The sequence below is a fragment of the Streptomyces brevispora genome (genome assembly GCF_007829885.1).
GTDB lineage: Bacteria > Actinomycetota > Actinomycetes > Streptomycetales > Streptomycetaceae > Streptomyces > Streptomyces brevispora.
The window spans coordinates 4,566,291-4,581,871 of record NZ_VIWW01000001.1; the positions used below are offsets into that span (position 1 = coordinate 4,566,291).

Below are 15,581 nucleotides of genomic sequence, written 5' to 3' on the forward strand. Positions count from 1 at the left end.
AGATGATCCAGGTGGAGGGCGTCGCCGAGGTCACCGACGAGACCTTCGACGCGGAGGTGCTGGGGGCGGGGCTCCCCGTCCTCGTCGAATTCACCGCCGACTGGTGCGGACCGTGCCGCCAGCTCGCCCCCGTACTGGGAGCGATCGCGGCCGAGGAGAGCGAGCGCGTCAAGATCGTCCAGATCGATGTCGACCGGAATCCCGGGATCACCTCCCGGTACGCGGTGCTGTCGATGCCGACCCTGATGGTGTTCCGGTCGGGCGAGCCGGTGAAGTCGATGGTCGGCGCCCGGCCGAAGCGCCGGCTGCTCCAGGAGCTGGAGGACGTGTTCGAGACGGTGTGAGGCCACTGGCCCCGCGGGTGAGGGAACACCCGCGGGGCCGGTTCGTCGCTCACGCCGGCTTGAACCACACCGTCGCCAGCGGCGGCAGCGTCGGAGCCATGCTCGTCGCCCTGCCGTGGGCCGGTACGGCCTCCGGCTTCAGCGGCCCGTCGTTGCGCACGTCGCTGCCGCCGTACCGTTCCGCGTCCGTGTTCAGGACCTCCACCCACGCCTGCGGGCCGTCCGGCACCCCGATCCGGTAGTCGTGGCGGACCACCGGCGAGAAGTTGCAGACGGACAGCAGCGGTGACCCGTCCGCGTCGAAGCGCAGGAACGCGAAGACGTTGTCCTCGGCGGCGCCCCCCTCCACCCAGGCGAACCCCTCCGGGACCGTGTCGCGCTGCCAGAGCGCGGGCGTCGCCCCGTACACCGTGTTCAGATCGCTGACCAGGGTCCGTACGCCCCGGTGGTCACTCTCCGCCGCGTACGACGGATCGAGCAGCCACCAGTCCGGGCCGTGGCCCTCCGACCACTCCGCCCCCTGCGCGAACTCCTGCCCCATGAAGAGGAGTTGCTTGCCCGGGTGGGACCACATGAAGCCGAGATAGGCGCGGTGGTTGGCGCGCTGCTGCCACCAGTCGCCGGGCATCTTGCTGACCAGCGACCGCTTGCCGTGCACGACCTCGTCGTGCGAGACCGGCAGCACATAGTTCTCGCTGTACGCGTACACCATCGAGAAGGTCATCTCGTCGTGGTGGTACTTGCGGTGCACCGGCTCCTTCGACACGTACTCCAGCGAGTCGTGCATCCAGCCCATGTTCCACTTCAGCCCGAAGCCGAGCCCGCCGAAACCGCCGGGGCCGACGTGATGCGTGGCGCGGGTGACACCGTCCCAGGCGGTGGACTCCTCGGCGATGGTCACGACGCCGGGGCTGCGCCGGTAGACCGTGGCGTTCATCTCCTGGAGGAAGGCGACGGCGTCCAGGTTCTCCCGGCCGCCGTGCTCGTTCGGGGACCACTCGCCGTCCTCGCGCGAGTAGTCGAGGTAGAGCATCGAGGCGACGGCGTCGACCCGCAGCCCGTCGATGTGGAACTCCTCGCACCAGTAAGTGGCGTTGGCGACCAGGAAGTTGCGCACCTCGGTGCGGCCGAAGTCGAATTCGAGCGTGCCCCAGTCCGGATGCGCGGCCCGCTGCGGGTCCGAGTGCTCGTACAGCGGCCGGCCGTCGAACTCGGCGAGCGCCCACTCGTCGCGCGGGAAGTGGGCCGGCACCCAGTCGACGATGACGCCGATCCCGGCCCGGTGCAGCGCGTCGACCAGGAAGCGGAAGTCGTCCGGTGTGCCCATCCGGGAGGTCGGGGCGAAGAAGCCGGTGACCTGATAGCCCCACGAGCCGCCGAAGGGGTGCTCGGAGACCGGCATCAGCTCCACGTGCGTGAACCCCAGATCGCGTACGTACGCCGGGAGTTGCTCGGAGAGCTGGCGATAGGTGAGACCGGGGCGCCAGGACGGCAGGTGCACCTCGTAGACGGAGAGCGGCGCCTCGTGCACCGGGACGTCACCGCGACGGGCCATCCACTCCTGGTCCCGCCAGACGTGGTGCGAGGCCGTCACGACCGAGGCGTTGGCGGGCGGGACCTCGGCATGGCGGGCCATCGGGTCGGCGCGCAGGGTGTGCGAACCGTCCGGGCGGCAGATGTCGAACTTGTAGAGCGCCCCCTCCCCGATCGCGGGCAGGAACAGCTCCCACACCCCGCTGGAGCCGAGTGAGCGCATCGGGAAGCCGGTGCCGTCCCAGTAGTTGAAGTCGCCCGCGACGCGTACCCCGCGGGCGTTGGGGGCCCAGACCGTGAACCGGGTTCCGGTGACGCCCTGGTGCTCCATCGGCTGGGCACCCAGCGCGGTCCACAGCTCCTCGTGCCGGCCCTCGCCGATCAGGTGCAGATCGAGGTCGCCGAGCGCGGGCAGGAAGCGGTACGGGTCCTGGACCTCGATCTCGTTGTCCTCGTAGGCGACCAGGAGCTGGTACTCGGGGACCGCCGGCATCGGCAGGAGCGCGGAGAAGAATCCGTCGCCGTCCTCGTGCAGCGGGGTCCGCAGCCCGTCGGCCAGCACGGTGACGGACCGGGCGAAGGGGCGCAGCACCCGGAACGTGACCCCGTCGGGGATCCGGTGTGCGCCGAGGAAGTCGTGCGGTGCGTGGTGCTCACCCGCCAGGAGCCGGCCCCGGTCGCCGCCGTCCAGGGCCGGGGCCGGGCGGACCCCCTGGTCGGCCGCGGCGCTGCGGGGACGAGGCGGGGCCGCGGCCGCTCGCTTCGCCCGTTTGGCGGGAGCGGGAGTGGCGGCGGGAGCGGGAGTGGCAGCGGTGATCGGTGTGGTGACCGGAGCCGGGGGCGGGGTGCTCGCTTCCGGCGGTGCGAGGGTCCCGGTCGCAGGGCCGGCGGCGGTGGCGTCCGCGTGCTCGGCCGGAGCCGTGGCGAGCGTTGCTTCGGGGGTGGTCGGAGCGGGATCGGGCGCGTTGCGGGACGGCTTGCGGGCGGTCACAGGGACAGCCTCCTCGGGGGTGTGGGCGGGGCGGGGGATGGGGGTGCCGGCGGGCCGCGCGCGGTGGCGGGCGTCAGTCGGTGACGGCGGCCAGGCGGTGGATGGCGGCCATCGGGACCGGAAGCCAGTCGGGCCGGTGCCGTGCCTCGTACAGCACTTCGTACACCGCCTTGTCGGTCTCGTGGGCCCGCAGCAGCTCCGGTTCGCCGCGGGGGTCGATGCCCGCGGCCTCCGCGTACCCGTCGCAGTAGGCGGACCGGCAGCGCGCCGCCCAGTCGGCGTTCCAGGGCCGGTGCGAGCGGGCCGCGTAGTCGAAGGAGCGGAGCATTCCGGCGATGTCGCGCGCCGGTGGCTGCGGGCTGCGGCGTTCCGGGAGCGGGCGGGCCGGTTCGCCCTCGAAGTCGATCAGCGACCAGAAGCCGTCGCTCCCGCGCAGGGTCTGGCCGAGATGGAGATCGCCGTGTACCCGCTGGGCCGCCCAGCTCCGCCCCAGGTGACTCAGCGCCGTAACGGCGTCGAAGGCGGCCCGCAGCCCGGGGACGTACGGCACCAGCTCCGGCACCGCGTGGGCGGCCGCCTCCAGCCGCCGCACCATGCCGGCGGCCAGCTCGTCGGTCTGCGCACGGCGCAGGGCGGGCGTGGGCAGCGCCGCGGCGAGCGCGGTGTGCACCTCGGCGGTGGCCCGCCCCAGCGCGCGGGCCTCGGGCCCGAAGTCATGGCCCGCCGCGAGTGCGCGCAGGGCGAGCTGCCAGCCGTCCTGCGCACCGCGCAGGAACGGCTGGAGTACACCGAGCGTGAGCTGTTCCGCCGCGGTGGACTCGAACCAGGCGACGGGGGCCGGGACGCGCCCGCACCCCTCGCGGGCGAGCGCGAGGGGCAGTTCGAGATCGGGGTTGGTGCCGGGGAACACCCGGCGGAAGATCTTGAGGATGTAGGAGTCGCCGTAGACGAGCGAGGAGTTGGACTGCTCGGTTTCCAGCACCCGGGGCGCGAGGCCGTCGGGGACCGGGGCCGCGCCCCGGCCGAACCGGAGGGTACCGAGACGCCCCGGGATGCGCAGCCGCTCCAGCAGCAGAGCGGCGAGGCGCGGGTCGTGCAGCCCGTCGTAGACGCTCCGGCCGGCCAGCGGACCGCCCGTCACATGGCCGATGAGGGCGGGCGCCAGCCGGGGCGGCAGCGTGGCCCGTACGCCGAGCAGCAACTGGTAGCAGTCGATGGGCGGCTGGGCGGGCATGGTGGGCTGGTGGACCCGGACCAGCAGATGCAGGAGCCCGGGGCCGGCGGTGGGGCCGCCGGACCTCTTCACCGGCAGTATCTCGGTCGCCGACACGAGCGAGAAGGCCGTGATCGGCCGGCCCTTGCCGGCGAACCACCGCTGCCTGGGCAGCCATTCATGCAGCAGCGGTCCGAGAGACGGGAGCAGGGCTGTGCTGTTCGCCAGGGTGACCTGAGCGGATGCAGCCTCCGACATGGCATCGCGTCCTTTCCCCGGGCACACCACAGGATGCGAAGAGTGTCCCGGATTGCGGCATTGGCTGTCCGGCTGTGCGGGACGTGTCGGGTCAGGATGATCCGTACGGACTCGACTCGAAGGGAACGAAACGCCAGGAGGATCCTGGAAGGGTCCTGAAGCGTTCGATATGGTGGGAGAGTGCCCCGTGCGGAGCGGCGGAAACCGCCCCGCACCGGCTTCCGGTCAGCTCGGCGGCGCGTCCTTGCGCAGCCGGAACCAGTAGAACCCGTGTCCCGCGAGAGTCAGCAGATAGGGCCACTCACCGATGGCGGGGAAGCGCACCCCGCCGATCAGCTCCACCGGATGACGCCCGTTGAAGGACCTCAGATCGAGCTCCGTCGGCTGCGCGAACCGCGAGAAGTTGTGCACGCACAGCACGAGGTCGTCCCCGTGCTCACGGGTGAAGGCGAGCACCGCGGGGTTGGTCGAGGGCAGTTCGCTGTACGAGCCGAGGCCGAACGCGGGGTTCTGCTTGCGGATCTCGATCATCCGGCGCGTCCAGTGCAGCAGCGACGACGGCGAGGCCATCGCCGCCTCGACGTTGGTGACCTGGTAGCCGTAGACCGGATCCATGATCGTGGGGAGGAAGAGCCGCCCCGGATCGCTGGAGGAGAATCCGGCGTTCCGGTCGGGCGTCCACTGCATCGGGGTGCGCACGGCGTCCCGGTCGCCCAGCCAGATGTTGTCGCCCATCCCGATCTCGTCCCCGTAGTAGAGGATCGGGGAGCCCGGCAGGGACAGCAGCAGCGCGGTGAACAGCTCGATCTGGTTGCGGTCGTTGTCCAGCAGCGGTGCCAGGCGCCGCCTGATGCCGATGTTGGCCCGCATCCGCGGATCCTTGGCGTACTCCGCGTACATGTAGTCGCGCTCTTCGTCGGTGACCATTTCGAGCGTCAGCTCGTCGTGGTTGCGCAGGAAGATGCCCCACTGGCAGCCGGACGGGATCGCCGGCGTCTTGGCCAGGATTTCGGAGACCGGGTAGCGGCTCTCGCGCCGCACGGCCATGAAGATCCGTGGCATCACGGGGAAGTGGAACGCCATGTGGCACTCGTCGCCGCCGGCCCGGTAGTCGCCGAAGTAGTCGACGACGTCCTCCGGCCACTGGTTGGCCTCGGCGAGCAGCACGGTGTCCGGGTAGTTGGCGTCGATCTCCTTGCGGACCCGCTTGAGGAAGCCGTGGGTCTCCGGGAGGTTCTCGCAGTTGGTGCCCTCGCGCTGGTAGAGGTAGGGCACGGCGTCGACCCGGAAGCCGTCGATGCCGAGGTCCAGCCAGAAGCGCAGGGCGGAGATGATCTCCTCCTGCACCGCCGGGTTCTCGTAGTTGAGGTCGGGCTGGTGCGAGAAGAACCGGTGCCAGTAGTACTGCTTGCGCACCGGGTCGAAGGTCCAGTTGGACGTCTCGGTGTCGACGAAGATGATCCGGGCGTCCTGGAACTGCTTGTCGTCGTCGGCCCAGACGTAGTAGTCGCCGTACGGACCCTCGGGGTCGGTGCGGGACTGCTGGAACCAGTCGTGCTGGTCGCTGGTGTGATTCATGACGAAGTCGATGATCACGCGCATTCCGCGCTGGTGCGCGGCGTCGACGAACTCGACGAAGTCGGCGAGGTCGCCGAACTCCGGCAGTACGGCGGTGTAGTCGGAGACGTCGTAACCACCGTCGCGCAGCGGCGACTTGAAGAACGGCGGCAGCCAGAGGCAGTCGACGCCCAGCCACTGGAGGTAGTCCAGTTTGGAGGTGATTCCCTTCAGATCTCCGATGCCGTCGCCGTTGGAGTCCTGGAAGGAACGCACGAGGACTTCGTAGAAGACGGCACGCTTGAACCAGTCGGGATCGCGGTCCTTGGCCGGGGTGTCCTCGAACGTGTCGTGGACGGGCTCATTGACGATCATGGTGTGGGTGACCCTCCGGTCGGCGGGGACGGTCGCAGGACGGCGATGTGCGCGGGCGTCACGCCCGGCTCAAGGCGCACATAGAAGGTCCTGCCCCAGTGGTAGGAAGTGCCGGTGAGCTCGTCGCGCACCGGCACGCTCTCGTGCCGGTCCAGGCCGAGTTGCGGCATGTCCAACGAGACGGTCGCCTCCTGGGTGTGGTGCGGGTCGAGGTTGACGACCATCAGAACGATGTTCGAACCGGAGCGCTTGCTGTAAACGATCAGGGCGTCGTTGTCGGACGAGTGGAAGTGCACGTCACGCAGCTGCTGCAGCGCCGGGTGGCGGCGCCTGATCCGGTTGAGCGTGGTGATGAGCGGGGCCAGCGACCGGCCCTCACGCTCGGCGGCTTCCCAGTCCCTGGGCCGGATCTCGTACTTCTCCGAGTCGAGGTACTCCTCACTGCCGCTGCGGACCGGGGTGTTCTCGCAGAGCTCGTACCCCGCGTACACCCCCCAGGTGGGGGAGAGCGTCGCCGCGAGCACCGCCCGTGTCTCGAAGGCGGGCCGGCCGCCGTCCTGGAGATATCCGGGAAGGATGTCGGGGGTGTTCACGAAGAAATTGGGCCTCATGAAGGAGGCCGTCTCACCGGACAGTTCGGTGACGTAATCGGTGATTTCCTGCCGGTTGTTGCGCCAGGTGAAGTAGGTGTACGACTGCTGGAACCCGACGGTGGCGAGTGCGTGCATCATCGCGGGACGGGTGAATGCCTCGGCCAGGAAGATCACATCGGGATCGGTGCGGTTGATGTCGGCGATCACCTTCTCCCAGAAGATCACCGGTTTGGTGTGCGGATTGTCGACGCGGAAGATCCGTACCCCGTGGTCCATCCAGAACCGGAGGATGCGCAGGGTCTCCGTGACGATTCCGCTCAGATCCTTGTCGAAAGCGATCGGATAGATGTCCTGGTATTTCTTGGGCGGATTCTCCGCGTAGGCGATGCTGCCGTCCGCTCGGTGATGGAACCACTCGGGGTGCTCCGTCACCCAGGGGTGGTCGGGGGAGCACTGGAGGGCGAAATCCAGGGCGATCTCCATGCGCAGGTTACGGGCGGTCTCGACGAAATGGCCGAAGTCGTCGAGAGTGCCGAGACCGGGATGGACGGCATCGTGACCGCCCTCGGCCGAACCGATCGCCCAGGGCACCCCCACATCGTGCGCGGCGGGGGAGAGGGAGTTGTTCGGCCCCTTGCGGTGGGTGGTCCCGATGGGGTGGATCGGCGGCAGGTAGACCACGTCGAACCCCATCGCGGCGACCGCCGGCAGCCGCTCGGCAGCCGTGCGGAAGGTGCCGCCGATGATGCGGGGAGGCCGCGCCGAGGCCGCTCGCGCCTTGGCCGCGCGGCCCTTCCCCGCAGGTTTCGCCGGCGGGGCCGGTTCGGCCCTGGCGCCCTCGGAACGGGGGAACAGCTCGTACCAGGAACCGAACAGGGCGCGCCGGCGCTCGACGACGAGCGGCATCGGGCGCGAGGCCGTGACCAGCTCACGCAGCGGGTGACCGGCCAGCGCCTCGTCCGCCTCGGGGGTGAGCGCGGCGGCCAGCCGGGCTGCGGCCGGGCGGGCCGCGTCACGCAGGGCGTCGACCGCGGACAGCACCGCCTCACGGCCGTCCCGCTTCGGCACGCCGCCGGCGGCCCGCTCGTACAGCTCGGCGCCCTCCGCCAGGACGAGCGCGGTGTCGATCCCCGCCGGGATCTTGATCCGGGCGGTGTGCCGCCAGGTGGCCACCGGATCGCTCCACGCCTCGACCGTGTACGTCCAGCGGCCCTCGGCGTCCGGGGTCACGTCGGCGCCCCAGCGGTCGGTGCCCGGAGCGAGCTCGCGCATCGGTGTCCAGGGGCCGGACCGCCCGCTCGGGTCCCGCAGGACGACGTTGGCCGCGACCGCGTCATGGCCCTCGCGGAAGACGGTCGCGGTGACCTGGAAGGTTTCACCGGAAACCGCCTTGGCGGGCCTTCTTCCGCAATCGACGAGGGGGCGGACGTCGAGGACGGGAATTCGACCGATCATGGAATCACCTGGGGACTGGAGCTCGGACTCAACAGGGCGCGTTGTGGCTGCGGACGGCTGAACGCGCGCGCCGCGATGACGGGGGTCCGTCCTTTCTAGCTGCTCCGTTGACGACTGGTGGGATGTGGGCATGGCCGCTCCTGTCCGCGTTCACTCGAATGGCACTCGAATGGATGGGGCGAGGGTGTGGTGCACGGGTGTGGACCGAATGCGCGCGGGCCGTACCGATCGCATACGAACCGCGGGCGGATTGCCGCCGAACAGCGGATGAATCGTCTGTGGGCCTGAGGTGGATCGCCTTCGGCTGTCATCCGAATGCATCCGTTCCGGGTACCGGAGAAGCCTTCCCATGGATGCCGGTGGGCCAATCCGGTGGTTTGTTAACTACTCGGGCGTATCTGTGACGTTCTGAATGCGCCGGGCTCCGCCGCGCGTGCGCGGGGTCGCGGAAATCCGGCGCACGCGGGGACGGCGGGCGCCACTGGGAAGCCTTCCCTGTGGGGCGAAGGCCCACAAGGCCGTACGAGGTGAGGGAATCGGCCATAACGCCTGTGACGCATGTGTCCGCAGCCGCGTCCAGTGCCGGGCGGTGCCCGGGAGGGCGGAGCGGAAGGGGCGGTCGGCCCGCCCGGGGTCGCACCCCACCGGACGGCCGCGCGCCGTGGTTGCGGAGGGCCGCACACGGTTAACGTCGAGAGTGACGGAGCGGCGCACACCGTGGTGCGTCCCCTCGGATTCGGACGTCCCCTGTAAAGGTGGAAAACGTGAAGGCCATTCGTCGATTCACCGTGCGCCCCGTCCTCCCCGACACCCTTCAACCGCTCAGCGACCTCGCCCGTAACCTGCGCTGGTCCTGGCACACCGAGACCCGTGAGCTCTTCGAGGCCGTCGACCCGGTGGCCGGCCGGACGGCGGACGGCGACCCCGTGCGCCTGCTCGGTGCCGTGTCCGCCGGGCGGCTCACCGAGCTGGCCCGGGACGAAGAGTTCCTGCGCCGGCTGACCGCGGTGTCCGCCGGTCTCCGGGACTACCTCCAGGGCCCCAGGTGGTACCAGGAACAACTGGCGCAGGGCGTCGAGTTGCCCGCCGCCATCGCCTACTTCTCGCCCGAGTTCGGGGTGACCGCGGCCCTGCCCCAGTACTCCGGGGGACTCGGCATCCTGGCCGGCGACCACCTCAAGGCCGCCAGCGACCTGGGCGTGCCCCTGGTCGGCGTCGGCCTGCTCTACCGCCACGGCTACTTCCGCCAGAGCCTCTCCCGGGACGGCTGGCAGCAGGAGCACTATCCCGTCCTCGACCCCAACGAACTGCCGCTCACCCTGCTGCGCGAAGCCGACGGAACACCCAGCGAGGTGGTCCTGGCGCTCCCCGGCGGCCGGTCGCTGCACGCCCACATCTGGCAGGCCCTGGTGGGCCGGGTGCCGCTCCTCATGCTCGACTCCGACGTCGAGGGGAACGCACCCGGCGAGCGCGAGGTCACCGACCGGCTGTACGGCGGCGGCAGCGAACACCGGCTGCTCCAGGAGATGCTGCTGGGCATCGGCGGCGTGCGCGCCGTACGGACCTACTGCCGGCTCACCGGCCACCCGGCGCCCGAGGTGTTCCACACCAACGAGGGCCACGCCGGGTTCCTCGGCCTCGAACGCATCCGGGAGCTCTCCGGCACCGGCCTGGACTTCGGCTCCGCGGTGGAGTCCGTACGGGCGGGCACCGTTTTCACCACCCACACGCCGGTGCCGGCCGGGATCGACCGGTTCGACCGCGAACTCGTCGCCCGTCACTTCGGTGACGACGGAGAGCTGCCGGGCGTCTGTGCCGAACGCGTCCTGCAACTGGGCATGGAGACGTACGACGGCGGCGACCCCGGCGTCTTCAACATGGCCGTGATGGGCCTGCGGCTCGCCCAGCGGGCCAACGGCGTCTCCACCCTGCACGGCGCGGTCAGCCGGGAGATGTTCGCCGGGCTCTGGCCGGGCTTCGACGCCCCGGAGGTGCCGATCACCTCCGTGACCAACGGGGTCCACGCACCCACCTGGGTCGCCCCCGAGATCTACCGGCTGCGGACCGAGTCCGGGGGCACCCCCGGACGGTGGGACGCCGCCGCCGGCATCCCCGACCGGCAGCTCTGGGACCTGCGCCGGACCCTGCGCGAACACCTGGTGACCGAGGTGCGGCAGCGGCTCCACGCCTCCTGGCGCACCCGCGGCGCGCAGGCCGCCGAACTCGGCTGGATCGACGGCGTGCTGGACCCCGACGTGCTGACGATCGGCTTCGCCCGCCGGGTGCCCTCGTACAAGCGGCTGACGCTGATGCTGCGCGACCGCGACCGGCTGCGGAGGCTGCTCCTCCACCCGGAGCGCCCGATCCAGATCGTCGTGGCGGGCAAGGCGCATCCGGCCGACGACAGCGGGAAGCGGCTGGTCCAGGAGCTGGTCCGGTTCTCCGACGACCCCCGGGTGCGTCATCGCATCGTCTTCCTGCCCGACTACGGCATGGCGATGGCCCAGAAGCTCTACCCGGGGTGCGATGTCTGGCTGAACAATCCGCTGCGCCCGCTGGAGGCGTGCGGTACGAGCGGGATGAAGGCCGCGCTCAACGGCTGTCTCAACCTGTCGGTTCTCGACGGCTGGTGGGACGAGTGGTTCGAACCGGACTTCGGCTGGGCGATCCCGACGGCCGACGGCTCCGCCATGGACGAGGACCGGCGCGACGACCTTGAGGCCAACGCGCTCTACGAGCTGATCGAGGACCGGGTCGCGCCCCGCTTCTACGACCGCGGCGGCGAGGGGCTCCCGGAGCGCTGGATCGAAATGGTCCGCCGCACGCTGGGCACCCTCGGCCCCAAGGTCCTCGCGGGGCGCATGGTCCGTGAGTACGTGGACCGGCTGTACGCCCCCGCGGCGCTCGCCCAGCGCTCCCTGGACGCCACCACCGCACGGCAGCTCGCCGACTGGAAGGCCAGGGTCCGGGCGGCCTGGCCGCGGGTGGCGGTCGACCATGTCGAGACGGTGACGCCCACCGAGGCGGGCGGCTCGGCGGAGCTGGGCTCGACGCTGGCGCTGCGGGTCCGGATCAGCCTCGGGACGCTGGAGCCGGACGACGTGGAGGTGCAGGCGGTGGCCGGCCGGGTGGACTTCGCCGACTCCATCACGGACGCCCAGGTGTTCCCGCTGAAGCCGGCCGGGGGCCAGGACCTGGAGGGGCGCTGGCTGTACGACGGCCCGCTCGCCCTCGACCGCACGGGCGCCTACGGGTACACCGTGCGGGTGCTGCCCTCCCATCCGCTGCTGGCCGGTGGCGCCGAACTAGGCCTGGTCGCACAGCCGGCGGGTGCGGCGGGCGAGGGCGCGGGGCTGCTGATGCGCTGACGTCCCGTTCTCCCGGCCGCGCGAGGGCCCGGCACCGCTCCATCGGTGCCGGGTCCTTCGATTTCTGAACACACATGCTTGACGTGTGCATGCGATGGCTTTACGTTCCTCACTCATCGCAGGGTTCACAGTTCGACCCAGGGTTCATGTGTATGAACTTTTCTGCTTCCGGGTCGAGTTGCCGGACCTCCCCCGCACCGGAAGGCACCCCCCACATGCGCACCGGAACCATCGGGCGCGGCCTCGGCCTCGCCACCGCACTCGCGGCACTGATCACCGGCCTCTGCATGGCCCCGGCCACGGCCGTCCGGGCCGCCCCGGAACCCGCCCCGGCGGTGGCCGCGGCCCCCGCCGCCTTCACCCACCCCGGCGTACTCGTCAGCCGCCCCCAGCTGGACTTCGTACGCGCCAAGGTGCAGGCCGGCGCGCAGCCCTGGAAGAGCGCCTACGACCAGATGATGGCGAGCAAGTACGCCTCGCTCACCCGGACGGCCAAGCCCCGGGCCGTCGTCGAGTGCGGCTCGTACTCCAACCCCAACTACGGCTGCACCGACGAGCGCGAGGACGCGATAGCCGCCTACACGCTCTCGCTGGCCTGGTACATCACCCAGGACAGCCGCTACGCCGCCAAGGCCGTCGAGATCATGGACGCCTGGTCGGCCGTGATCAAGGACCACACCAACAGCAACGCCCCGCTCCAGACCGGCTGGGCCGGCTCCTCCTGGCCGCGCGCCGCCGAGATCATCAAGTACACCTACAGCGGCTGGCCGAACGCGGGCCGGTTCGCCACCATGCTGCGCGACGTCTATCTGCCCAAGGTCATCAACGGCTCGAACAGCAACGGGAACTGGGAACTGAGCATGACCGAGGCCGCGATCGGCATCTCGGTCTTCCTGGAGGACCGCACCTCGTACGACAGGGCGGTCACCAAATTCCGCGGACGCGTTCCCGCGTACATCTATCTGACCTCGGACGGCGCGCTGCCGAAGGCGGCGCCCGGCAGCGGGCTGGACACCCGCGACAAGATCATCAAGTACTGGCAGGGCCAGTCGACCTTCATGGACGGCCTCTCGCAGGAGACCTGCCGCGATCTCACCCACACCGGCTACGGCATCTCCGCCGTCTCGCACATCGCCGAGACCGGCCGGATCCAGGGCCAGGACCTCTACCCGGAGATCGCCGACCGGCTGCGCCACGCGCTGGGTCTGCACGCCAAGTACCAGCTGGGCGAGGCCGTTCCGTCGTCGCTCTGCGGCGGATCGCTCAAGGACAACCTCGGCCCGGTCACCGAGGTCGGGTTCAACGCGCTGCACAACCGGATGGGCATCGCGATGACCAACACCCAGACCCTCACGCAGCAGCGCAGGCCCGCCGGGACCGACAACCTGTTCGTCGCCTGGGAGACGCTGACCCACGCGGACAACCCGAACTGAGCGTGGAACCGCCCGGGAGGAGTGGGTACTCCTCCCGGGCGGGATGCCGCGTCAGCCGTGGTGCACGCCGTGCGGCTGGGTTCAGAAGGTCAGCTTGAAGCTGTTGATCTTTCCGGTGTCGCCCGAGTAGACGTCCTGGACCTTCAGCTTCCAGGTCCCGTTCGCCACGTTCGACGAGGCGTTGACCGTGTACGTGGTCTGGACGTTGTCCGCCGAGTCGGTGGGGGACGAGTTCTTCAGGCGGTAGGTCGTGCCGTTCGGGGCGACGAGGTCGATGACCAGGTCACCGCGGTAGGTGTGGGTGATGTCCACGCCGACCTTGAGGGCGCTGGGGGCGTTGCCGGTGCGGCCGGTGACGTTGATCGAGCTGGTGACGGCCGCGCCGCGGTCCGGGATGGCCGTGACGGTGTTGTTCTCGAAGACCGTGCCGCCGGGGTCGGTGCCGCCGCCGGGACGCGTGCCGACGTTGATGCCGGCCCAGGCGTCGCCCACGGCCTTGTACTCGGCGCTGGTGGTGCCGTACAGCTCACCGGCCGCGGCGAGCGTGCCCGTGCGGGCGGACGCGTAGTTCGTGTTGGAGCTGAACTTGGTGGTGAGCGCCTTGAACCAGATCAGCGCGGCCTTGTCGCGGCCGATGCCGGTCACCGGCAGGCCGTCGGAGGTCGGGGAGTCGTACGAGACGCCGTTGATGGTCTTGGCGCCGCTGCCTTCCGAGAGAAGGTAGAAGAAGTGGTTGGCCGGGCCCGACGAGTAGTGGACGTCGATGTTCCCGATGCCCGAGTACCAGGCGTCCTTGGACGCGCCGTCCTTGCTCGGCTTGTCCTGGTAGCGCAGCGGGGTGCCGTTGCCGTTGATGTTGATCTTCTCACCGATGAGGTAGTCGCCCTTGTCGGTGGCGTTGTCGGCGTAGAACTCGACGGCGGTGGCGAAGATGTCGCTGGTCGCCTCGTTGAGGCCACCGGACTCACCGCTGTAGACCAGGCGGGCGGTGTTGGAGGTGACGCCGTGCGTCATCTCGTGCGCCGCGACGTCCAGTGCGGTCAGCGGTGAGGCGTTCCCGCTGCCGTCGCCGTACGTCATGCAGAAGCAGCTGTCGTCCCAGAAGGCGTTGACGTAGTTGTTGCCGTAGTGGACCCGGGAGTACGCCCCGACGCCGTCGCCCCGGATGCCCGTCCGGCCTTGGACGTTCTTGTAGTAGTCCCAGGTCTCGGCCGCACCGTAGTGGGCATCCGCCGCCGCGGTCTCCGCGTTCGAGGGGGTGCCGTCGCCCCAGACGTCGTCGGTGCCGGAGAAGAGGGTGCCCGTGCCGGACGAACCGTGGTTCAGGTTGTACGTCTTGTGGTTACCGCGGGTGGTGTCGGTCAGGTTGTACGTCCCGGAGGTGTTGAGGGTGACCTGACCGCTGTACTCCGTGTTGCCGACGCCGTTCTCGATGGCCTGCCACTCGTAGAGCTTCGCGCCGGTGGTCGCGTCGGTGACGACGTGGAGCGCGTTCGGGGTGCCGTCCTCCTGGAGCCCGCCGACCACGGTCTCGTAGGCGAGCTGCGGCTTGCCGCTCGCCATCCAGACGACCTTGCGCGGCGCCTTCTCGGCCACCGTCCTGTCCGAGCCCGCGGCCTTGGCCGCACCGAGCGCCTGCTTCTGGGCGGTCGCCGGGGCGACGTCCGCGGTCGTGTCCACGGCCTTCAGCTGGGCGGTGGTGGCCTTGGAGGCCTTGGTGACGCTCTCGGTCGTGCCGGCCTTCGACTCCTGGACGATCAGGTCGCCGCCGAGGACCGGAAGTCCGCTGAAGGTGCGCTCGTAACGGGTGTGCGTGGTGCCGTCGTTGTCCTGGATGACGTCCCGGACGACGAGCTTCTCCTGCGAGCCGAGGCCGAGCTCCTTGGCGGTGGCCGCCGTGCTCGCGTTCGCGTCGCGGATCAGCTCCGCACGCTGGGAGGGCGAGAGCTGCTTGGGCAGCGCACCGTGAATGGCGCCGGCCGAGGCCGAGGCCGAGGCCGAGGCGGTGGCGCCGGGGGCGTCGGCCGGTGTCGCGGTGGCGGTGCCGGTCTGGACTCCGGCGGCCAGGAGGGCTGCTGCGGCTATCAGAGCGCCGGTCGCGGTGGCACGACGGCTGGGCGTGGATCTCACGCGGACTCCTTCTGCAAGGGGGGTACCGGCGGCAGAGCGAGCCGTCCGGGCAGAGCAGGCAGTGCGCAGAACGGGGTGAAGAGTGTCAGCAGATGGAGGCACCTGTCAGGACCGCGTCAACAAGATGGCCGAAATTCGTTCGTTGCCGTAATGGTCATGTTCGTTAAGCGGACGTTTCGCCGATCATCACCGCGATGTCGCCCGGGGTCCTCCGTAGCGCGAATTCCAAGCGGACAGCGAGGTCGGGCGCGAAGTCGTCGTGTTCGAAAAGAGTGTGAAGAACCTGAAAATGCCACCCTGTCGAGACAGCTTCGAACTGTGGCTCGTTCCG

The 15,581-nt window shown here is 70.1% G+C and carries 8 protein-coding genes; 3 read left to right on the forward strand and 5 right to left on the reverse strand.

What is annotated here, in order from left to right; translation table 11 throughout:
• Positions 1–2: 2 nt before the first annotated feature.
• On the forward strand, positions 3–344 hold the full coding sequence (trxA, locus tag FHX80_RS21360; RefSeq protein WP_145765668.1) for a thioredoxin: 342 nt from the start codon (positions 3–5) through the stop codon (positions 342–344).
• Between the two features lie 49 nt (positions 345–393).
• Here trxA and glgB read toward each other — a convergent pair whose 3' ends face one another.
• The 4 genes from glgB to FHX80_RS21380 all read right to left on the reverse strand — a co-directional run bounded on the left by glgB (position 394) and on the right by FHX80_RS21380 (position 8,319).
• Positions 394–2,868 carry a 1,4-alpha-glucan branching enzyme gene (gene glgB, locus FHX80_RS21365; RefSeq protein ID WP_145765669.1) on the reverse strand — a complete coding sequence of 825 codons (2,475 nt, stop codon included), beginning with the start codon at positions 2,866–2,868 and terminating at the stop codon, positions 394–396.
• 73 nt (positions 2,869–2,941) lie between these two features.
• Positions 2,942–4,339: a maltokinase N-terminal cap-like domain-containing protein gene (locus FHX80_RS21370; protein WP_145765670.1), complete on the reverse strand. Its 1,398-nt coding sequence runs from the start codon at positions 4,337–4,339 to the stop codon at positions 2,942–2,944.
• 225 nt (positions 4,340–4,564) lie between these two features.
• A complete protein-coding gene (treS, locus tag FHX80_RS21375; RefSeq protein WP_145765671.1) occupies positions 4,565–6,271 on the reverse strand; it encodes a maltose alpha-D-glucosyltransferase in 1,707 nt (568 codons plus the stop codon).
• Complete coding sequence (locus FHX80_RS21380) at positions 6,268–8,319, reverse strand: alpha-1,4-glucan--maltose-1-phosphate maltosyltransferase (RefSeq protein WP_145765672.1); 2,052 nt, start codon at positions 8,317–8,319, stop codon at positions 6,268–6,270. Before FHX80_RS21380 ends, treS begins: the two co-directional genes overlap by 4 nt.
• A 764-nt stretch (positions 8,320–9,083) precedes the next feature.
• On the opposite strand from FHX80_RS21380, the gene glgP reads away from it, so the two are divergent.
• Positions 9,084–11,687, forward strand: coding sequence for an alpha-glucan family phosphorylase (gene glgP, locus FHX80_RS21385; protein WP_208764699.1), 2,604 nt, complete (start codon positions 9,084–9,086; stop codon positions 11,685–11,687).
• 215 nt (positions 11,688–11,902) lie between these two features.
• Positions 11,903–13,120 (forward strand): alginate lyase family protein, encoded by a 1,218-nt coding sequence (locus FHX80_RS21390; RefSeq protein WP_145765673.1) that lies wholly within the window; start codon positions 11,903–11,905, stop codon positions 13,118–13,120.
• Positions 13,121–13,201: 81 nt separating this feature from the next.
• On the opposite strand, the gene FHX80_RS21395 is transcribed toward FHX80_RS21390, so the two are convergent.
• Entirely contained in the window at positions 13,202–15,250 is a 2,049-nt protein-coding gene (locus FHX80_RS21395) for a M4 family metallopeptidase (RefSeq protein ID WP_145765674.1), read from the reverse strand.
• Positions 15,251–15,581 lie beyond the last annotated feature (331 nt).

Coding starts and splice junctions, on each gene's coding strand:
- trxA (WP_145765668.1), top strand. CDS start 3: ATGATCCAGGTGGAGGGCGTCGCCGAGGTCACCGACGAGACCTTCGAC.
- FHX80_RS21370 (WP_145765670.1), bottom strand. CDS start 4,339: ATGTCGGAGGCTGCATCCGCTCAGGTCACCCTGGCGAACAGCACAGCC.
- treS (WP_145765671.1), bottom strand. CDS start 6,271: ATGATCGTCAATGAGCCCGTCCACGACACGTTCGAGGACACCCCGGCC.
- FHX80_RS21380 (WP_145765672.1), bottom strand. CDS start 8,319: ATGATCGGTCGAATTCCCGTCCTCGACGTCCGCCCCCTCGTCGATTGC.
- FHX80_RS21390 (WP_145765673.1), top strand. CDS start 11,903: ATGCGCACCGGAACCATCGGGCGCGGCCTCGGCCTCGCCACCGCACTC.